Below are 19,305 nucleotides of genomic sequence, written 5' to 3'. Positions count from 1 at the left end.
TCGTGAGTCGGCGCTGTCCCCACAGCGCGAGACCCATTGACCCGAGCGCTACGCGGCTAACTATCTGCCATGAGCCAGGTGCCGACCACTGTCTTTAAATCTCAATTCAGTCACAGCCGACGCCAAGTTCTTCCGAAAAATGGACAAACTGTTCGGCGGGAGAAGCCCACGAAACGGACTTGTTACATGGGTATCGGGCGAGGATCTCCGCATTTCGGACACTGGCCGAAGGTGACTCACTCGTGGCCACCCAAAAACGGGTTGCAAAAAGCCCGGGTGCCCCCATCATGGGGGCACCCGGGCTTCGGTGTCCTGCGATCAGCCGTGCTTGGCCCGGCTGGCGGTGCGGCCGCGCTCCTTCTGGTCGAGGACGACCTTGCGGATGCGAACGGCCTCCGGAGTCACCTCGACGCACTCGTCGTCACGGCAGAACTCCAGCGACTGCTCCAGGGAGAGCTTGCGCGGCGGGACGATCGCCTCGAACGAGTCGGCCGAGGCCGACCGCATGTTGGTGAGCTTCTTCTCCTTGGTGATGTTCACGTCCATGTCGTCGGCGCGCGAGTTCTCGCCGACGATCATGCCCTCGTAAACCTCGGTGCCGGGGTCGGTGAACAGCACGCCGCGCTCCTGGAGGTTCGTCATCGCGAACGCGGTGACGGCACCGGCGCGGTCGGCGACGAGCGAGCCGTTGTTACGGGTCGTCAGGACGCCGAACCACGGCTCGTGGCCCTCGTGGATGGAGTGGGCGATACCGGTACCGCGCGTACCGGTCAGGAACTCGGTACGGAAGCCGATGAGACCGCGGGACGGGACGACGAACTCCAGCCGGACCCAGCCCGAGCCGTGGTTGGACATGTTGTCCATCCGGCCCTTGCGGACGCCCATGAGCTGCGTGACCGCGCCCATGTGCTCCTCGGGGACGTCGATCGTCATGCGCTCGACGGGCTCGTACGTCTTGCCCTCGACCTGCTGGGTGACCACCTGCGGCTTGCCGATGGTCAGCTCGAAGCCCTCCCGGCGCATCTGCTCGACCAGGATGGCGAGCGCCAGCTCGCCACGGCCCTGGACCTCCCAGGCGTCCGGACGCTCGGTGTCGAGGACGCGCAGCGAGACGTTACCGACCAGCTCGCGGTCGAGGCGGTCCTTGACCTGGCGGGCGGTGACCTTGCGGTCCTTGACCGCGGCCTTGTTGTCGGCGCCCTTGCCGGTGCCGCCGCGGCCGACCAGCGGCGAGGTGTTGGTGCCGATGGTCATCGAGATCGCGGGCTCGTCGACCGTGATCAGCGGCAGCGGGATCGGGTTCTCGGGGTCGGCGAGGGTCTCGCCGATCATGATGTCCGGGATACCGGCGACCGCGCAGATGTCACCCGGTCCCGCCATCTCCGCGGGCTTGCGGGTGAGCGCCTCGGTCATCAGCAGCTCGGTGATACGGACGTTGGCCATCGTGCCGTCGCGCTTGATCCAGGTGACGGTCTGGCCCTTGCGCAGCTCGCCCTGCTCGACGCGGAGCAGCGCGATACGGCCGAGGAAGTTGTCGGCGTCCAGGTTGGTGACGTGGGCCTGGAGCGGGGCGGCCTCGTCGTACTCGGGAGCCGGGACGTGGGACAGGATCGTGGAGAAGAACGGCTCCAGGCTGTCGCTGTCGGCCGGGACGGTGCCGTCCTCCGGCTTGGTCAGCGAGGCCACACCGTCACGCGCGCACGCGTAGACGATGGGGAACTCGATCTGGTCCTCGTCGGCGTCGAGGTCGAGGAAGAGGTCGTAGGCCTCGTTGACGACCTCGTCGATGCGCGAGTCGGGGCGGTCCGTCTTGTTGATGCACAGGATGACGGGGAGCTTGGCCTGGAGCGCCTTGCGCAGCACGAACCGGGTCTGGGGCAGCGGGCCCTCGGAGGCGTCGACGAGCAGCACCACCGCATCCACCATCGACAGACCGCGCTCGACCTCGCCACCGAAGTCGGCGTGGCCCGGGGTGTCGATGATGTTGATGGTGACGACCTCGCCACCGTCCTTCGGGTGGTACTTCACGGCCGTGTTCTTGGCCAGGATCGTGATGCCCTTCTCACGCTCCAGATCGTTCGAGTCCATCATGCGGTCGTCGAGCGACTCGGCGGCGTGCGCCGCGAAGGCGCCGGCCTGCTTCAGCATGGCGTCGACGAGGGTCGTCTTGCCGTGGTCGACGTGGGCGACGATGGCGACGTTGCGAATGTCGTGGCGCGTGGCCATGAAGGCGTATCTCCTGGAATGTGAGGAAGGCCCGGCGCGTACGTCGGTGATACGCGGACCTTGCCGGGCTGGACACGCCTCGGCCTTACTCCATCCTACGTGGCCCCGGCGGGAGACTCATTCCGGAGCCTTCCATGTGATCTTCGCCGCTGGTTTCCTACCGCTGATCTCCGCCGCGGGCGATGAGTGTGGCCGGACCTCCGCGGAGGTCCGGCCACATTCACGTGGGAGCTGCGGGCCCTACCTGCCCGACGCACTCGGCGACGGCTTGGCGCCCTTCTTCAGGAACCCCATGTCCTGGTAGACCGGCGTCTGGAACCCGAACGCCCCGACGTTCACCAGACCCTTCCGGGCCCCCACGATCTGCGGCCGCTGGTACAGCGGCAGCGACCCGGCCGACGCCCAGATCCGCGAGTCCGCCTTCCGCAGCAGCCCGTCCGCCTCGTCCTCGTCCAGCGCCCCGAGCGCCTGGTCGAAGAGCTGGTCGACCTGGTCGGTGCCCACCCTCGTGTAGTTCTGCTCGACGTTCAGCGACCCGTCGGCGGCCGGCATCGGCTTCGCGTAGATCGGCCGTGCGTCCGTCGCCGGGAACGCGGACGACGGCCACGAGTAGAGCGCGAGGTCGTACTGTCCGGAGGCGATGTGGTCCTTGAAGTAGCTCTCGTCGGAGACCTTGGTGATCTCGGCCTGGATCCCGACCGTCGCCAGCATCTGCCGGATCCGCTCGGCGACGTCCTGGAGCGTCTCCGACCCCGGCCCCGAGGGCAGCACGAACCGCAGGCTCAGCGCCTTGCCGTCCTTGGCCAGCGGCGCGGCCGCGGCCTGCGCCCCCTTGGGTGCGGCCGTGCCCTTCGGCGCGTACGCCCCGGGCGCCCCGTGGGCGTGGTCCTTCTGGTGGTCGCGGGTGTCCTTGCCGTCGGGGCTCTTGCCGTCGGGGCCCTTGTCGTCCTCACCGACGATGTACTGCCCGTCGCTCCCGCCCTCGGAGTCGTCGCCCTTGTCGCCCTTGTCCTTTTTGTCACCCTTGTCGCCGTTCCCGGTCTGCGCGCCGGCCGCCTTGTCCCCGGCCTTGATCGGGCCGCCGGCCACCCATCCCGCGTCGGCGAGCAGCGCCTGCGCCTCGTGGGTGTCGAGGCCGCCGATCGACCCGCTGCTGTCGGCGTAGGCGGCCTGCCCGGACAGGGCGAGGTGGCTGCCGACCGGCACGGCGGGCAGCCCCAGCGGGGTGAGCACCAGCTTGGCCAGGGTCTGGCGGTCGAGGGCCCGGGCGACGGCCCGGCGCACCCGCTCGTCGGCGAGCGGGCCCTCGGAGCCGTTCAGGGCGAGCTGGGTGTAGGCGGGCTCCAGGGACTTGCGGACGTCGAAGTCGCGCAGCTCCTGCTGCTGCTCCAGCCACTTGGCGATGGTCTTGCGGAGCTTCTTCGGCCCCTTGGGCAGCTTCTCCTCGTCCATGCCGAGGGTGAGCGCCCAGGAGCGCAGCTTCTTCGCGGAGGTCTTCCCCGCACCCTGCAACGGTGTGCCGGTGCCCTTGTCCCGCCCGGCGACGATGATCCGCTGGGCCTCGGAGGCGTCGATGTCGGCGACGTCGACCGTGCCGGCGGCGAGCGAGGTGGCCCGCTTCTCCCGGTCCACGGCGTGCAGGTCGATCTCGTCGAGCTTGGCCGGGCGGCCCCACCAGCGCGGGTTGCGGGTGAGGACCACGTCCTTCTTGACGGTGTCGACCTTGTCGACCTTGAAGGGTCCCGCGGTGACCGCGAGCTTGCGGCGGGCGCCGTCGTTGAAGGCGTCCGGGGTGCCCATGACCTCCTTGGGGTAGAGCGGCGAGAACAGTGACTTCCAGTCGGCGTAGGGCCGCTCGAAGGTGACCCGGACCTCCAGGTCGTTGGCGCCGCGCTCGATCTTGCCGATGCGGTCGTAGCCGGCGTTGCGGGCGGTCCAGTAGGCGGCGTCCTTGCCGGACAGGGCGCGCCACTGGGCGGCGAAGTCGGCGGCGCCGATCTCCCGGCCGTCGCTCCAGACGGCCTGCTGGTTGAGCTTGTACAGGACGACCTGGCGCGGCTCGGTCTCGATGACCTTCGCGGACTCCAGGTAGTCGGCATCACGGACCGGACGGCCGGTGGCGTCGATGGTGAACATCGACGGCAGGACGGCCTGGGCGACCCGGGTGGTGCCCGCGTCGGCGTCGGCCTGGAAGGTGTTGAGGGTCTCCGGTACGGCGTCCACGGCCCACTTCAGGGTGCCGCCCTCGGCCACCGCGTCACGGGCGGCCGCGGCGATGTCCTGTCCGGCCAGCGGCTTGCTCCCCTCGTCGTCGGAGCCGCAGCCCGCGAGGAAGGGCACCGCGAGGGCGCCCGCGGTCAGGAACGTGACGGAGCGCATGACCGCACTGCGGCCAGCCCTGGGTCCGACGCCGTGGTGAGACATCTCTGCTACCTCCGGGAGGCCCGGTGACACGGGTGGGGTCTGTGCACATTTGGGGGTATTTTGGAGTTGATCACATGTAAGAAGTACGGACCCCACTGAAATGGACGGGGTCCGTCGGCCGGGGACGACACGGCGGCGGGGACTGCCAAAGCCCACCCGTGCGGCGCAACGCCCACCCGGGCGGCGCACGGGGCGGCACCCCTCACGGCGGCGTCCGCCCCCGGCGCACACAGAGCGCGTGCGGGCGTGCGACGGAGGCGCGCAATCCGCCAATCGCTGCACATGCCTTCACACCAGCAGGTGTGACGCGCAACACTCGCAGGCGCATGAACGTTGCCGCCTTGGACACCGAAGTCCGCGGAAGTGAGGTCACGTCATGTCCGTGCACGACGACCTGACGTCAGTACAGCGCTGCCTAGACGACCTGAACCGGTCCGTCGGCCGCCTGGAGCAGCAGCTCGGGAGCGGCGGACTGGAGATGCGCCGCGTCCGTGCCGACGCCGATCACCTGCGCGAGAGCGTGGCACTGCTGCGGGAGGCGGCCAACACCGGCGCCCCGAGCAAGCGTCCCGAACTCGTCACCATCTCCGACGACCCGTACGACATCAACCTGTGGACGGACACGGACGACGAGGGTCTCGGCGCCCGCGACCGGCACGCACCGTAGCCGGGCTGCCCGCAGGCCCCCCACCCCCGAACCGACCGGAGTCATCCGTTGGCCACTGGTACGGAACCACATCCGAACAGCGGCGGCGTACGCACCCGTACGCGCGCCGCGATCTCCGCCCCGCACCTGCGGACCGACCGCTGGTGGCTGGCACCCGCCGTCACCGCGGCCGGTCTGTTCGCGTTCGTCGTCTACTCGACCTGGCGGGCCTTCGCCAACGCGGACTACTACTCGGCGCCGTACGTCTCGCCGTTCTACTCGCCGTGTCTGGCCGAGAACTGCAAGACCATGCCGTCCGGCCCGAACGCCGACCTCTTCGGCAGCTGGTGGGCGATCTCCCCGGCGATCATCATCCTGATCTTCCCGCTGGGCTTCCGGCTGACCTGCTACTACTACCGCAAGGCGTACTACCGCAGCTTCTGGGCGTCCCCGCCGGCCTGCGCGGTGGCCGAGCCGCACGCCAAGTACAGCGGTGAGACCCGCTTCCCGCTGATCCTGCAGAACCTCCACCGGTACTTCTTCTACTTCGCCCTGCTGGTCGCCTGCGTGCTGACCTACGACACGGTGCTGTCCTTCCGGGACACCCACGAGAACTGGGGCCACATGGGCCTCGGCACCCTGGTCTTCCTGGTCAACATCGTGCTGATCTGGGCGTACACCCTGTCCTGCCACTCCTGCCGGCACATCGTCGGCGGCAAGCTCAAGCACTTCTCCAAACACCCCGTGCGCTACAAGGCGTGGCAGTTCGTCGGCCGGCTCAACGCCCGGCACATGCAGCTCGCCTGGGCGTCGTTGGTGAGCGTGGCGCTCGCCGACTTCTACGTCTATCTGCTCGCGTCCGGTGTCTTCGACGATCCGAGGTTTTTCTGATGCCCGTGGTGGACCGGCAGGAGTGGGACGTCGTCGTGGTCGGTGCCGGTGGCGCGGGCCTGCGTGCCGCGATCGAGGCCCGCGAGCGGGGCGCCCGTACGGCGGTGATCTGCAAGTCGCTGTTCGGGAAGGCGCACACGGTGATGGCCGAGGGCGGGATCGCGGCGGCCATGGCCAACGTCAACGAGCACGACAACTGGCAGGTCCACTTCCGCGACACCCTGCGCGGCGGCAAGTTCCTCAACCAGTGGCGGATGGCCGAACTGCACGCCAAGGAGGCCCCGGACCGGGTCTGGGAGCTGGAGACCTGGGGCGCCCTGTTCGACCGTACGAAGGACGGGAAGATCTCCCAGCGCAACTTCGGCGGCCACGAGTACCCGCGCCTGGCCCATGTCGGCGACCGCACCGGCCTCGAACTGATCCGGACCCTGCAGCAGAAGATCGTCTCGCTCCAGCAGGAGGACCAGAAGGAGACCGGCGACTACGAGTCCCGCCTGAAGGTATTCCAGGAGTGCACGGTCACCCGGATTCTGAAAGACGGCTCGCGCGTCAGTGGCGTCTTCGCGTACGAGCGGGAGTCCGGCCGCTTCTTCGTGCTCGAAGCGCCCGCCGTGGTGGTCGCGACCGGCGGCATCGGCAAGTCCTTCAAGGTGACGTCGAACTCGTGGGAGTACACCGGCGACGGGAACGCGCTCGCCCTGCTGGCCGGGGCTCCCCTGCTCAACATGGAGTTCGTGCAGTTCCACCCGACGGGCATGGTCTGGCCGCCGTCGGTGAAGGGGATCCTGGTCACGGAGTCGGTGCGCGGCGACGGAGGGGTGCTGCGCAACTCCGAGGGCAAGCGGTTCATGTTCGACTACATCCCGGACGTCTTCAAGGAGAAGTACGCCGAGTCCGAGGAGGAGGGCGACCGCTGGTACGAGGACCCGGACCACAACCGGCGCCCGCCCGAACTGCTCCCCCGCGACGAGGTGGCCCGGGCCATCAACTCCGAGGTGAAGGCCGGCCGCGGCTCCCCGCACGGCGGGGTCTTCCTGGACGTGTCGACACGGATGCCGGCCGAGGTGATCCGGCGCCGGCTGCCCTCCATGTACCACCAGTTCAAGGAGCTGGCGGACGTCGACATCACGGCGGAGGCGATGGAGGTCGGGCCGACCTGCCACTACGTGATGGGCGGGATCGCGGTGGACTCCGACACGGCGGCGGCGCGCGGGGTGCCCGGGCTGTTCGCGGCCGGTGAGGTGGCCGGCGGGATGCACGGCTCCAACCGGCTCGGCGGCAACTCGCTCTCCGACCTGCTGGTGTTCGGGCGCCGGGCGGGCCGGCACGCGGCCGACTACGCGGCCGGCCTCGACGCCCGGCCGGAAATGGACGACGAGCAGATCGACGCGGCGGCGGCGGAGGCGCTGCGGCCCTTCTCCGCCGAGGGCCAGGAACCGGACTCCGGCCCGCCGGAGAACCCGTACACCCTCCACCAGGAGCTCCAGCAGGCCATGAACGACCTGGTCGGCATCATCCGCCCGGAGGGCGAGATGGAGCAGGCCCTGGCGCGGCTCGGCGCGCTGCGGGTCCGGGCCCGCCGGGCCGGGGTGGAGGGGCACCGCCAGTTCAACCCCGGCTGGCATCTGGCCCTGGACCTGCGGAACATGCTGCTGGTCAGCGAGTGCGTGGCCCGGGCGGCCCTGGAGCGCACCGAGTCGCGCGGCGGCCACACCCGCGAGGACCATCCGACGATGGACCGCGACTGGCGCCGGATCAACCTGCTCTGCCGGCTGGCCGACCCCACGGGCGGGCTTGCGGCCACCGACCCGGTGCGCGGCCAGATCACCCTCACCCGCGAGACCACCGATCCCATCCGCGCCGACCTGCTCGCCCTCTTCGAGAAGGAGGAGCTGGTCAAGTACCTCGCCGAAGAGGAGCTGTACGAATGAGCGGCTACACGGCCCATTTCAGGGTGTGGCGAGGCGACGTCGAGGGCGGCGGCCTGGAGGACTTCAAGGTCGAGGTGAACGAGGGCGAGGTGGTCCTGGACATCATCCACCGCATCCAGGCCACCCAGGCCCCCGACCTGGCGGTCCGCTGGAACTGCAAGGCGGGCAAGTGCGGTTCGTGCTCGGCGGAGATCAACGGCCGCCCGCGCCTGATGTGCATGACCCGGATGTCGGTCTTCGAACGGGACGAGACCCTCACGGTCACCCCGCTGCGCGCCTTCCCGGTGATCCGCGACCTGGTCACGGACGTCGGCTTCAACTACCAGAAGGCCAGGGAGGTCCCGGCGTTCGTACCGCCCGCCGGAGTGGGCCCCGGCGAGTACCGGATGTTCCAGGAGGACGTGGAGCGCTCCCAGGAGTTCCGCAAGTGCATCGAGTGCTTCCTGTGCCAGGACACCTGCCATGTGGTCCGCGACCACGAGGAGAACAAGACGGCGTTCGCCGGGCCGCGCTTCCTGATGCGGGTCGCCGAGCTGGACATGCACCCGCTGGACGCGGCCGACGCGTCCGGCCTGGACCGCAAGCGCACGGCCCAGGACGAACACGGTCTCGGCTACTGCAACATCACCAAGTGCTGCACGGAGGTGTGCCCGGAGGGCATCCACATCACCGACAACGCGCTGATCCCCCTGAAGGAGCGGGCCGTGGACCGCAAGTACGACCCGCTGGTGTGGCTCGGCTCGAAGATCAGGAGGCGCCCCGCAGGAGGCTGAGCACCCGCCGGAGGTTGAACTCGGCGATGTCCCGCATCGGTTCGCGCTCCGGGAAGTCGCCGTCCAGCAGCCTGAGCGGCCCGGCGACGAGGTTGAGGTGCATCGCGAGCCGGTACAGCTCCATGCGGTCCTCGTCGAGGTCGGCGGTGCGCAGCACGTCGTAGGCGGGCCCGAAGCGGTGCTGGAGGAAGACGTGCTCCCACTCGGCGTCGAAGTACATCAGGCCTTCGATGTCGATGAGCGCGGGATCGCCCTCCTCGGTCACCAGGACGTGGTCCGGGCCCAGTTCGCCGTGGACCAGGGAGGCGTGGTCGCGCGGCTCGATCGCATCGTAGAGCTGCCGGACCCGCTCCGACAGCGCCTGGCGGACCTCCCGCACGCGGGGGTCCCGCTCGGCGACCTCCACGATGTCGCGCACGGCGCGGTCCGCGACGACCTGCTCGCAGGAGCTGCCGAGCGGCTTGCCGCCCTCCTCCACCAGGGCGGCCTTGCCGTACCCGGGGGACACGCACTCCCGGAGCACGCCGAGCGCCCCGGCCAGCCGGGCCAGCGGCACCCGGGCCACGCCTGGGTCGCTGCGCAGCAGCACCTCCAGGCTGCCGCCGCGGACGTCCTCGACGACCGCCGCGTACGAGGGCAGGTGCTCGGCCTCCTCGTCGGCGAAGAGCAGACGCGGGGTGCGCACACCCAGCTCGGTCAGCCGGTCGTGGGCCGACAGGAAGAGACCGAGCCCGGAGGCGTGCGCGAAGGGGTCGCGGATGTCGGCGTCGGCGGGCCCCCAGTAGTCCTCCTCCGGGGACCAGACATAGGCGATCGCACTCCTGCCGTTGTCGAGGGCGAGCCGGTAGACGCCTTTCTTGGAGCCACCGCGCAGCCGGGTGACGGTGGCGGGGACACGGCCGAGGGCCTCGCGGGCGAGCGGCGCGAGGTCGTCACGGGTGAGGTGGGCACGAGCGGTTGTCATGACGTACGGACCCAGTCCTTCCGATAAGAGGTCCAGTCATCCTCGGTGGCGGCGAAGTCGACGTACAGGGCGACGCCGAAGTTAGCGCGATCCGCGTCCGTACGGGACAGTCCCAGCCGAACCCCTCGCACGGCGGCCGGTACGGTCTCCGCGTGCGCCCAGTGGCCGAAACGGTTCTCGTGGTAGAAGGGCAGACCCATCAGGAGGTCGGTGTCCGCCGGGGTGACCTCCAGCGCGAGGCTGGTCTGCTGCGCTACGTACCCGCCGTACAGGCTCTGCAGCGGCTGCATGGTGTCGTACGACATCACCGCGATCTGGTCCACCCGGCGGGCGACTTGCCCGAAATACTCCTGTGACCACCATTTGGGATGGCCGGTGAGAGTACCCCAGAAGGAGTGAAAAGCGGGGAGCGGATCGATCTGGTGTGCGGCGACGGACAGCAGCGGGGTCACCGGCCGCAGCGCGTCGAGGAGAGCCAGGTAGTTCCGGTCGCCGGAGTGCAGGGGCTCCAGGTCGAAATGGACCCCGTCGAAGCCGGCGGCGATCACCTGCCGGGTCGAGGCGACGACGGCGGCCCGCGTCTCCCGCTTCTCCAGATGCATGGCGTACGGCTTCTCGGGCGCGACCTCGTCCCCGAGCCAGGCCTGGACACGGACGCCGGGGAGTTTTCGATGCACGGCCGTTATCAGCCAACGGGCCTTGGGATAGTCCGTTCTGGGCAGCGTGCCGTTGTGTTCCAGTGGTCCGGCATGGACGTAGAGGTCGCGTATGCCGGTGTCCGCGAGCCGGGCGGCGAGGGCGGTGACGTCGGCGTCGGTCTTACGGCCGTCGACCCAGGCGTGCCCGAGCCAGAGGACGTCCTTGTCCCGGGTGCGGGTGCCGGCCCTTGGGTCGCCGGTGTAGTTGACGCGGAGGGCGGTCTCGGCGGTGACGAGAGGGAGGACCAGGAGCAGAACGGCGGCGAGCCCGACACGCCGGGCCCAGCGGACCCAGGAGGCTCTCTTCCGGGTGCCGGACGCCTCCGGCGCACCCTCGCCTTCCCTCTCCCCGTCCCCCGCCGCCGCCTCTGATTCCGTTGCCATCGGTCGCCCCCCTGTTCCCGTCGTCCCCCAGGCGTCCCCGCCCCGGTCGCGAGTCCGACTTGCTGCCCATACGCTCCGAAATGTGACGTCATCCTTGATCCGGGGCCGTCCGAGGCACGCCACCGGCCACATAGGTGTGCGGGTGGGGCATGCCGTGCTGGGCGGGGTGGCCGGAGCGGTCTGGCTGGTGTTGCCGGTGATGACGACCACCACTCAAGATCCGGTTCCCGCGGCGGCGCGCGAGCCGGTCGCCGTGGCCCGGGCGGACGGGGCGTCGACCGCCGACTACGTCATGCCGCTGGTCGCGGTGGCGGCCGCCGGCGCGCTGGGCGGCTACGGGTACGTACGGCGGGTCCGGCGGTCCCGTTCGCGGACCACCCCCGGGACCGTCTCCGCCGCCCCGCCGACGCCGTCGCCGGTCGATCTCGAGCGGCAGGCGCGGGCCGCCCTGGTCCTGGCCGACGACTGCGTGCGCACCAGCCGGGAGGCGCTCGGGTACGTCGACGGCGGCGACTCCGTCGCGGGGGCCCTGCGGGCGGCCGAGACCGAGCTGTCGGCGGCGTTCGCGATATGGCGGCGGTACGAGGAGGGGATACCCGGGGACGACACCGGCCGGCGGCAGGCGCTGGTCGGGGTGGTGGGGCGGTGTGCGGAGGCGGGGCGCCAACTGGACGCGGCGACGGAGGGGTTCGACGCCGAGTGGGGTGCCGGGGACGCGCTGGCGGTGGCCGAGGGGCGGTTCCGGGAACTGGCCGCGGGCACGGGCGGGGTGGCGGGTGCGCTGACGGAGGCCGGCGAGCGGTACGGGAACGGGGCCGTGGCCGCCGTGGTGGGGTACGTCGAACAGGCCAAGGACCGGCTGGTGTTCGCGACCGGCCGGCTCAACCAGGCCCGCCAGGACGCCGATTCGGGCGACGGCGAGGGGTTCCGCCGTGGTGTGCGGGCCGCCGAGGGGGCGGTGGCGCAGGCCGGGGCGCTGCTGGGCGGGGTGTCCCGGCTCGCGGCGGAACTGCGGACGGCGGCGGGCCTGGTGCCGGCCGCGCTCACGGGCGCGGAGGCGGAACTGGCGGGCGTCCGGGCAGCCGCCTCGCCGTCGCGCCTGGCCCACGCCGACACCGTGCTGGCCGCGGTGCGGGACGAGGTGACCGGCGGTCCGTACGACGCGCTGGACGCCCTGCGCCGGGTGGTACGGGCGGTGGAGGGCGCCGGGGGCGGGCGGTCCGGGGTGATCGCCGCCGGGGCGGAGTTGGTGGCGCGGAGCGCGCTGGGGGCGGCGGACGACTTCGTCGGGGTGCATCGGGGGGCGGTGGGGGCGGAGGCGCGGGCGCTGCTGGCGGAGGCGCGGCGGTCCGCGTCCGTCGGCGCGTTCGCGGACGCGGACCGGCTGGCCCGGCGGGCCCGGGAGCTGGCCGGGCGGGACGTACGCGCCCACGGCAACCCGTACGCCGGGGAGGCGGCCCACGAGAGCGGGCTCTCGGGGGCGGTGCTCGGGGGCGTGTTACTGGGCGAGGAGGGGGACGGGGGGCCGGTGGTGGCGTTCGGCGGCCCGGAGACACGAGCACGGCTGGGCTGACGCCGACGGGGGTGCCGGGACCGGTCGCGCTGCGTCCGCGGGTGCGTGGGGGCTTGTCGCGCAGTTCCCCGCGCCCCTTGAAGGGGCGTCAGCCGCAGCGCCCTCTAAGGGGCGCGGGGAACTGCGCGAGAAACCACCGCGGCGCCGCACGGACGGACGGACGGTGAACGCCCCCCAAGGGGCGCGGGGAACTGCGCGAAGGCACCGCCCCTGTTCAGAACAGGCTCAGCAGGGCCTCCGCCGGGTCTGTCAGGCCCGTTTCGCCGTCCGGGAGAGGGAGTTCGAACCACACGGTCTTCCCGCGGGGCGTCCGGCGCGAGCCCCACGCCGCGCTCAGCAGCCCGACCAGTTGGAGACCCCGGCCGCCCTCGTCGGTGTCGCGGGCGCGCCGACGCCTCGGCTGGACCAGCCCGGAGTCCCAGACCTCGCACACCAGCGTCCGGTCGAGCAGCAGCCGCAGCCGGATCTCGCCCTCCCCGTACCGCAGCGCATTGGTGACCAGCTCGCTGACCAGCAGTTCCGCCGTGTCGACCAGCGGCTCCAGGTCCCAGCTGAGCAGCTGGCCGCGCGCGTACTCACGGGCCCGGCCCACACTGCGCGGCTCGCGCGGCAGCGTCCAGTCACCGACCGACTCGGCCGGCAACCCCTGTACACGTGCCATCAGCAACGCGATGTCGTCCTCGCCGTGGTGCGTGTCGAGGGTGCTCAGGACGTGGTCGCAGACGTCCTCAAGGGGCTGGGAGGGGTCCGTGAGCGCCCCCACGAAGGCCTGGAGCCCTTCGTCGAGCGGATGGTGGCGGGACTCGACCAGTCCGTCCGTGTAGAGGGCGAGCAGCGCGCCCTCGGGGAGTTCGACCTCGACCTCCTCGAAGGGCTCGCCGCCGACGCCGAGCGGCATGCCGGGAGGCACGTCGAGCATCAGCGCGTCCTCGCCCGGTTCCACGAGCACCGGCGGCAGGTGGCCGGCGTTGGCGAACGTACAGCGCCTGGTGACGGAGTCGTAGACGGCGTACACACAGGTCGCGAGGTAGACCTCGGACAGGTCGGCGTCGCGGGGCTGGCGGGCCGTGCGGGTGGCCTGCTGGACTCCGCCGGGGGTGCCGAGGCCGCGGGCGATCTCGTCCAGCGCGGAGAGCACCTCGGCGGGTTCGAGATCGAGCAGGGCCAGCGTACGGACCGCCGTGCGGAGTTCGCCCATCGCGACCGCCGCGCGCAGCCCCCGGCCCATCACGTCGCCGACCACCAGCGCCGTGCGGTGGCCGGGGAGTTCGATGACGTCGAACCAGTCGCCGCCGACCTCGGTCGCCGCGTTGCCGGGCAGGTAGCGGCACGCGATGTCCAGCCCGGACGCCTCGGGGTCGCCGGGCGGGAGCAGGGACCGTTGCAGTATCAACGCGCGTTCGTGCTCACGTCGGTAAAGGCGCGCGTTGTCGATGCAGACGGCGGCGCGGGCGGCGAGTTCGACGGCCAGCTCGCGGTCGCGGTCGCCGAACGGCTCGCTGCCCTTGGTGCGGGCGAACTGGGCGAGGCCGACGACCGTGTCGTGGGCGACCATCGGAACCGCGAGGGTGGACTGGACGAGGCCGCCCTCCTCGGCCGGCACCTGCTGCGGGCGGGCGGTGCGCAGGGCGTCCGCGCAGGGCGAGTTGAAGGGGTAGTGGTGGACCGCGCCGACGGCGACCGGGGCACCGCCGCCCACGAAGGGCGCGTCGGAGACCGCGCTGGCGAACGCGACCCGGCGCAGCTCCGCACTGCCGTCGGAGAGTCCCGGCGGCCGCTCGTCGCCCGCCAGCAGACCCTGGTAGAGGTCGACGGTGGCGAGGTCGCAGAAGCCGGGCACGACCACGTCGAGGAGTTCGCGGGCGGTGGTCTCCAGGTCGAGGGAGTTGCCGATCCGGGCGCCCGCCTCGTTGAGGAGGGCGAGATTCCGCCGGGCTGCGGCGGCCTCGCGGGCGGCGGCTCGGCGGGCGGTGATGTCCAGGCCGAGCCAGGCGATGCCGATGGGGCGGCCGGTGCCGCTGTGCACCCGGTAGAGGTTGATGGACCAGTGCCGGCGCTCCTCGGAGCCCGGCACGAACCCCGTGACGTGCATGTCCGTGATGGAGTTGCCGGTCTCCAGGACCCGCCGCAGGGTGGCGGCGACCCGCTCGGCCTCGGAGCGCGGCAGATAGTCGTGGACGCCCTTGCCGCGGTGGTCGTCGGGGCTGCCGCCGAAGATCGAGGAGAACCGCACGTTGGCGCGGCGGATCCGCAGGTCGGGGTCGATCAGCAGGAAGCCGAACGGAGATTGACCGAATATCGACTGCGAGGCGGCGAGGTCGGTCTCGATGCTGCGTAGGGTGCGGACGTCGACCACTATGCACACGGCCGCGTTCTCGCCCTCGGCGGTGCGGGTGGGCATGACGTAGACCTCGGCGAGGCCCTCCTCGCCGCGCTCGCCGTCAGCCCTGTCGGGCATCCGGAAGGGGACCACACCGGTCCACTCCCGCCCGTCCAGGATCTCGGCCATCTTCCGCTGGCCGCGCTCGCGCAGGTCCGCGTCGACGAACGCCTCGATGGGATCCATGCCGACGGCGCGCTCCGCGGGGATGCCGAAGATCTGCTCGGCGCGCAGGCTCCACTGGTCGACCAGGCCGCCGGCGCCGATGGAGAACGAGGCGACCTTGATGTAGTCGTAGATCGAGCCGGGTGGACTGCTCTGCCACATGGCGTCGCCGGGGGCCGCGGCTGTCTCCGCGGTCCCCGTCCTCGCACCGTCCGACGGGTCCTCGGACTCCGTGGCCTTAGCTGGTATCTCGCTCACGCGAACCGTCCCCTCCAGCTCACCGCGCCCGGCACCGGTCACCGGGGGCGGCTGCCCGCAGTATCCAGCACTACGGTGCCGCCTGACACGGTGTTCACGATCACAGCACGGTCCCGACGATTTCCGGCCCGGACCGTGACAACACTTCCAGTCTTCTAACCAGGGAACACGCCGTCGAATCACGCGCTCCGGCACCCATTCCCCGGCCACTCCCGAGAGTGGACGCCGTAGCACTGCGTGTACACCCCGTTCACCCCGTCCGATCGGGTACCGCCAGCTCGAACCAGACCGTCTTGCCGGTGTCGCCGGGCCGCGTACCCCAGCTCCGCGAGGAGCCGGCGACCAGTTGGAGACCGCGGCCGCTCTCGTCGTCGGGGCTGGCGGCGCGCTCGCGGGGCGGGTCCGGGAGCGGGTCGGAGACCTCCACCCGAAGGGTGTGGTCGAGGTCGGCGGGGCGGACCAGGCGGACGCCGATGGGGCCGGTGGCATGCCGGAGCGAGTTGGTGACCAGTTCGCTGACCAGCAGGGCGGTGATGTCGGCGAGGCCGTCGAGGCCCCAGCCTCTCAGCTGGTCACGGACCGCGGTCCGGGCGGTGCGCACGGCACCCGGTTCCGCGGGAAAGGTCCACTCGGCGGTCTCACCTTCGGTGTCGATCACACCGATCACTTCCCAGTCGCATCGCTGGCCGCGAGCCCACCCATGTCCGGTTTCGTGGGGTTAATGGGCACATACCCGAATACCGGGATGCAGTACCGCGTGAGTGGGCGCACTGTGGCTCGAACGGCGTAGGAGGAGCACCCGTGCGCCTATGAGCGCGGGGGTGCGGTTGCCGGTCGGGTGCGGTGCCGCGTGGGCTGGTCGGGCAGTTCCTCGCGCCCCTGCCCGTCGGGGCTTCGCCCCGTACCGAACCGGTCGGCCACCTCGCGCACCGCCGGCACGTCCTGGTCCAGCCAGTCGACGTCCCAGAGTTCGTCCGGGGTCAGCCAGCGCAGTTCGTCGTGGTCCTGGAGGGGCTTCGGGGCGGGGGAGCCGGGGGCCAGGGCGGCCGTCCAGATCTGGAGGACGTAGGGGGGCCTCAGCGGCCACTCCCCCGGGACCCGTGCCGTCGGCTCCGCCGCCACGCCCAGTTCCTCGTGCAGTTCGCGCACCAGGGCCTGTTCGGGGGTCTCGCCGGGCTCGACCTTGCCGCCGGGCAGTTCCCAGCGGCCGGCCAGTTCCGGGGGTGCGCTGCGGCGGGCCGCGAGCAGGCGGCCGGCGTCGAGCAGGGCGGCTCCGACCACCACGATCCGTTCGCTCATGGTTCGGAGCCTACGGGAGGCGGTGCGCGGTCAGTTGCGCATGCCGTCCCCGCCGCCACCGCCGAGGCCGATGCGCTCGACCCAGTAGAGCTGCTTGTGTCCGCGGTCGTCGAGACTGTCGGCGATCTTCTGCGCCTCGGCCCGGGTCGCGTACCGGCCGACGCGGTAGCGATTGCCGTTGTCGTCCTGCCGTATGACGAGCCAGGGGAGAGAGACCGTGCCTTCCGTCATCGCACCCCTCCGTCTCTCCCGGCTCCCGCCCATCCCCGCCCCGCTAAGGAAACCGCACTCCGCATATGCCCGAGCGTACGCCTAACCTTTACGCAGCGAATACGGCTTTTCACAAAGAGGTACGCAACCAGCCAGAACGGTGGGGGCGCACGATGACGAACGCGCCGTTCCCGCACCCGGCACTTCGAGTCGGAGGCATACCACGGACAGCCCGGACCACCTGCGAGAACGGCCGGATCGCAACGACCGGGTCCAGGCCCCGACAGAGGCCGTGCAGACGTCAACTATCGCAAGGGTGTGCGCTACTTCACGGGCAGGTGGTACGCGGCGCGGTACCGGTCGGCCGGGATGACGACGTCGGCGGTCTCCACCGGGCGGCCCGAGGCGTAGTACGTCCGCTGGATCACCAGGACCACATGACCGGGGACACCACCCAGGGTGAGCAGTTCCTCGGCGAGGCCGGGGCGGGCGCCGACCTCCTCGGTGACGTTGTCCACGATGACGTCGATGGCCCGCATCCGCTCGACCACGCCCATGCCGCCGAGGGGGCCCTCCTCGGGCAGCATCACCGGGGTGCGGCCGGTGACGGCGAGGGGCTCCCAGGAGGTGGAGAGCATCATCGGCTCGCCCGCGTCCCGGAACAGGTACCGGGTGCGCATCACACGGTCGCCGACGTGGATGCCGAGCCGGTCGGCGATCACGGCGCCGGCCTCGGCCTGCTCGCTGCTGGACTCCCAGGTGCCGCGCGCGGCCGCCTCGGACTGCTCCTGCCGGAACGGGGTGGCCCCGCCGACCGGGCGGAACCCGGAGCGGGCCAGCCGCCGGGGCACCGGCCGCTCCCGCACATACGTCCCGGAACCGGAGCGGCCCTCGACCAGCCCCTCGGCCATCAGCACCTTGCGGGCCTCCAGGGCGACGGTGTCGGAGACGCCGTACTCCTCGCGGATGCGGGCCTGGGAGGGGAGCCGGGTGTGCGGGGGCAGCGAACCGTCGACGATCTTCTTACGGAGATCACCCGCGACGCGCAGATACGCCGGCTGCTCACCGAAAGTCACTGGCCGCTCCCATCAGGTTGTACAGACAGCAACAGCCTGGCAACCGTGGGTTCCGCCGTGCAAGCAAAGGCCAGAGAATCACTCGATGTGATGACATGTGGCCGGGGAAGGCTTCACGCAGGCATTTTCTCCCCGCTATGACCGCAGTCACACCTGCATGCCGGAGCCGCTTCCTCCGCTGCCCGAGCCGCCGCCTTCACCGTCGTACGCGGGCGGGACGGTGGTGAGGCCCAGAGCATCGCGTACGGTCACCGTGCGGTGCGGGTCGATCAGCTTGTACCCCTTGTCGTAGTGCGCGTAGAAGGTATCGACGTCCGACGCCTTCGCCGCCTTCGCCCACTCGGTACGCGCCTTGTCGAGGTCGGCGGCGAGCGCCAGGACCGGCTTCCTGGTACCCGAAGTCCACTCGTACGAGCGCAGCAGCGCCGACTCCTTGCCGAGCGCCGTGGCCACCCGGCCCGCCCACGCCCTGTTCCCGGGCAGGTCGTCCTCGATGTACTCGGTGTCCGGCGCGGTGTCCAGGGCCGTGTTCAGGACGTGCGCGGACTTGAGATAGGCGACCTGTTCGGGGGCGTAGGAGTCGGCGTCCTGGTGGTAGGAGTCGGTCAGTTCGTCACCCTCGGTGGCACTGCCGAAGACGCAGACGACGCTGCGGTCCCCGGCCGCCCAACTGTCCCCGCTGGGCGTGAAGTAGTACACGGCGACGTCGTCGGGGACCGCCCAGACGTCGAAGGCGTAGGTGTCCTCCAGGCCGTAGCAGCGGTGGTCGGCGGAGTCGCCCACCGAGTCGTCGCCCGGGTAGTCGGTGCCCTTGAGGTCATAGGTGGCGAAGACCTCGCCGTCGTGCGCGTCGTCGCAGGTGACGTGTGTGACGTCGGTGACCAGGTCGCCGGTGAGGGTGCCGTCGGGGGTGTCGAAGCAGTCGCCGGTGGACAGCGAGAGGCTGGAGCTGTCGCCGGCGCCCTCCTTGACGCCCTCCCAGAATTCGCCGGCGCCGCCGGTGGCGAGCAGCAGCACCCACAGGGCCAGCCCGATCCCCGAGAACACCGACCCGACGACCGCCATCGCCCTGCCGCGCTCACCGCGCCTGCGGATCTGGCTCAGCGCGACCAGCCCCAGCACCAGCCCCACCCCCGGCAGGCAGCACAGCAGGCCGAGCACGAGGGAGGCGATGGCGAGGCCGTTGACGGGCGCCGGGACCGCGTAGGGGCTGTAGCCCTGCCCCCAGGGCTGGTACGGCGAGGGATACGGCGGCTGCTGTCCGTACGGTCCCTGCGGGTACTGCGGGTACTGCGGGTACTGCGGCAGGCCCGTCTGGGGCGGCTGGTAGGGCCCTTGCGGCTGCTGGGGGCCGGGAGGCGGAGGTATGGACACCGGTACCGTGCTCCTGAGGGGGCGTCTGGCCGC

15 protein-coding genes are annotated in these 19,305 nt (G+C 71.1%); 5 read left to right on the top strand and 10 right to left on the bottom strand.

Translation table 11 applies throughout. The features are described from left to right. Positions 1–318: 318 nt before the first annotated feature. Both typA and ABZ642_RS03860 read right to left on the bottom strand, forming a co-directional pair. A complete protein-coding gene (gene typA / locus ABZ642_RS03865) occupies positions 319–2,226 on the bottom strand; it encodes a translational GTPase TypA (RefSeq protein ID WP_360476605.1) in 1,908 nt (635 codons plus the stop codon). Between the two features lie 240 nt (positions 2,227–2,466). Beyond that, positions 2,467–4,650 carry an ABC transporter family substrate-binding protein gene (locus ABZ642_RS03860; RefSeq protein ID WP_360476602.1) on the bottom strand — a complete coding sequence of 728 codons (2,184 nt, stop codon included), beginning with the start codon at positions 4,648–4,650 and terminating at the stop codon, positions 2,467–2,469. Between the two features lie 376 nt (positions 4,651–5,026). On the opposite strand from ABZ642_RS03860, the gene ABZ642_RS03855 reads away from it, so the two are divergent. The 4 genes from ABZ642_RS03855 to ABZ642_RS03840 are packed head-to-tail and all read left to right on the top strand — an operon-like array spanning position 5,027 to position 8,891. Further along, a complete protein-coding gene (locus ABZ642_RS03855) occupies positions 5,027–5,317 on the top strand; it encodes a hypothetical protein (protein WP_360476599.1) in 291 nt (96 codons plus the stop codon). A 48-nt stretch (positions 5,318–5,365) separates the two neighbouring features. Continuing rightward, positions 5,366–6,187 carry a hypothetical protein gene (locus ABZ642_RS03850; protein ID WP_360476596.1) on the top strand — a complete coding sequence of 274 codons (822 nt, stop codon included), beginning with the start codon at positions 5,366–5,368 and terminating at the stop codon, positions 6,185–6,187. Beyond that, positions 6,187–8,118 (top strand): fumarate reductase/succinate dehydrogenase flavoprotein subunit, encoded by a 1,932-nt coding sequence (locus ABZ642_RS03845; protein ID WP_360476593.1) that lies wholly within the window; start codon positions 6,187–6,189, stop codon positions 8,116–8,118. The genes ABZ642_RS03850 and ABZ642_RS03845 overlap by 1 nt, the downstream gene beginning before the upstream one ends. Next, a complete protein-coding gene (locus tag ABZ642_RS03840) occupies positions 8,115–8,891 on the top strand; it encodes a succinate dehydrogenase/fumarate reductase iron-sulfur subunit (protein ID WP_360476590.1) in 777 nt (258 codons plus the stop codon). The genes ABZ642_RS03845 and ABZ642_RS03840 overlap by 4 nt, the downstream gene beginning before the upstream one ends. Here ABZ642_RS03840 and ABZ642_RS03835 read toward each other — a convergent pair. Both ABZ642_RS03835 and ABZ642_RS03830 read right to left on the bottom strand, forming a co-directional pair. Further along, entirely contained in the window at positions 8,866–9,855 is a 990-nt protein-coding gene (locus ABZ642_RS03835; RefSeq protein WP_360476587.1) for a phosphotransferase, read from the bottom strand. The genes ABZ642_RS03840 and ABZ642_RS03835 overlap by 26 nt on opposite strands. Further along, a complete protein-coding gene (locus ABZ642_RS03830; protein ID WP_360476584.1) occupies positions 9,852–10,937 on the bottom strand; it encodes a glycosyl hydrolase family 18 protein in 1,086 nt (361 codons plus the stop codon). The genes ABZ642_RS03835 and ABZ642_RS03830 overlap by 4 nt, the downstream gene beginning before the upstream one ends. Before the next feature lie 82 nt (positions 10,938–11,019). On the opposite strand from ABZ642_RS03830, the gene ABZ642_RS03825 reads away from it, so the two are divergent. Further along, the gene (locus ABZ642_RS03825) at positions 11,020–12,510 is read left to right on the top strand and encodes a hypothetical protein (protein ID WP_360476581.1); all 1,491 of its coding nucleotides are present in this window, start codon (positions 11,020–11,022) and stop codon (positions 12,508–12,510) included. Positions 12,511–12,724: 214 nt separating this feature from the next. Here the strand turns inward: ABZ642_RS03825 and ABZ642_RS03820 are convergent, their stop codons facing one another. From ABZ642_RS03820 to ABZ642_RS03795, 6 genes are all read right to left on the bottom strand, one after another. After that, positions 12,725–15,313, bottom strand: a complete 2,589-nt coding sequence (locus tag ABZ642_RS03820) for a SpoIIE family protein phosphatase (protein WP_360476578.1) — start codon at positions 15,311–15,313, stop codon at positions 12,725–12,727. Between the two features lie 250 nt (positions 15,314–15,563). After that, entirely contained in the window at positions 15,564–15,980 is a 417-nt protein-coding gene (locus ABZ642_RS03815; protein ID WP_360476575.1) for an ATP-binding protein, read from the bottom strand. A 140-nt stretch (positions 15,981–16,120) separates the two neighbouring features. Further along, positions 16,121–16,612 (bottom strand): (deoxy)nucleoside triphosphate pyrophosphohydrolase, encoded by a 492-nt coding sequence (locus ABZ642_RS03810; protein WP_360476572.1) that lies wholly within the window; start codon positions 16,610–16,612, stop codon positions 16,121–16,123. Between the two features lie 30 nt (positions 16,613–16,642). Then, positions 16,643–16,843, bottom strand: coding sequence for an SPOR domain-containing protein (locus tag ABZ642_RS03805; RefSeq protein ID WP_360476569.1), 201 nt, complete (start codon positions 16,841–16,843; stop codon positions 16,643–16,645). Positions 16,844–17,145: 302 nt separating this feature from the next. After that, positions 17,146–17,898 carry a GntR family transcriptional regulator gene (locus tag ABZ642_RS03800; protein ID WP_360476566.1) on the bottom strand — a complete coding sequence of 251 codons (753 nt, stop codon included), beginning with the start codon at positions 17,896–17,898 and terminating at the stop codon, positions 17,146–17,148. Between the two features lie 147 nt (positions 17,899–18,045). Further along, a complete protein-coding gene (locus ABZ642_RS03795) occupies positions 18,046–19,272 on the bottom strand; it encodes a DUF4190 domain-containing protein (protein ID WP_360476563.1) in 1,227 nt (408 codons plus the stop codon). Positions 19,273–19,305: the final 33 nt, after the last annotated feature.

The organism is Streptomyces sp. NPDC007157 (assembly GCF_040634235.1).
Lineage (GTDB): Bacteria > Actinomycetota > Actinomycetes > Streptomycetales > Streptomycetaceae > Streptomyces.
The sequence above is the reverse complement of the archived record's forward strand: the minus strand, read 5'-3'. Positions and strand labels throughout refer to the sequence as shown.

Coding starts and splice junctions, on each gene's coding strand:
- ABZ642_RS03845 (WP_360476593.1), top strand. CDS start 6,187: ATGCCCGTGGTGGACCGGCAGGAGTGGGACGTCGTCGTGGTCGGTGCC.
- ABZ642_RS03835 (WP_360476587.1), bottom strand. CDS start 9,855: ATGACAACCGCTCGTGCCCACCTCACCCGTGACGACCTCGCGCCGCTC.
- ABZ642_RS03840 (WP_360476590.1), top strand. CDS start 8,115: ATGAGCGGCTACACGGCCCATTTCAGGGTGTGGCGAGGCGACGTCGAG.
- typA (WP_360476605.1), bottom strand. CDS start 2,226: ATGGCCACGCGCCACGACATTCGCAACGTCGCCATCGTCGCCCACGTC.
- ABZ642_RS03830 (WP_360476584.1), bottom strand. CDS start 10,937: ATGGCAACGGAATCAGAGGCGGCGGCGGGGGACGGGGAGAGGGAAGGC.
- ABZ642_RS03810 (WP_360476572.1), bottom strand. CDS start 16,612: ATGAGCGAACGGATCGTGGTGGTCGGAGCCGCCCTGCTCGACGCCGGC.
- ABZ642_RS03805 (WP_360476569.1), bottom strand. CDS start 16,843: ATGACGGAAGGCACGGTCTCTCTCCCCTGGCTCGTCATACGGCAGGAC.
- ABZ642_RS03855 (WP_360476599.1), top strand. CDS start 5,027: ATGTCCGTGCACGACGACCTGACGTCAGTACAGCGCTGCCTAGACGAC.
- ABZ642_RS03860 (WP_360476602.1), bottom strand. CDS start 4,650: ATGTCTCACCACGGCGTCGGACCCAGGGCTGGCCGCAGTGCGGTCATG.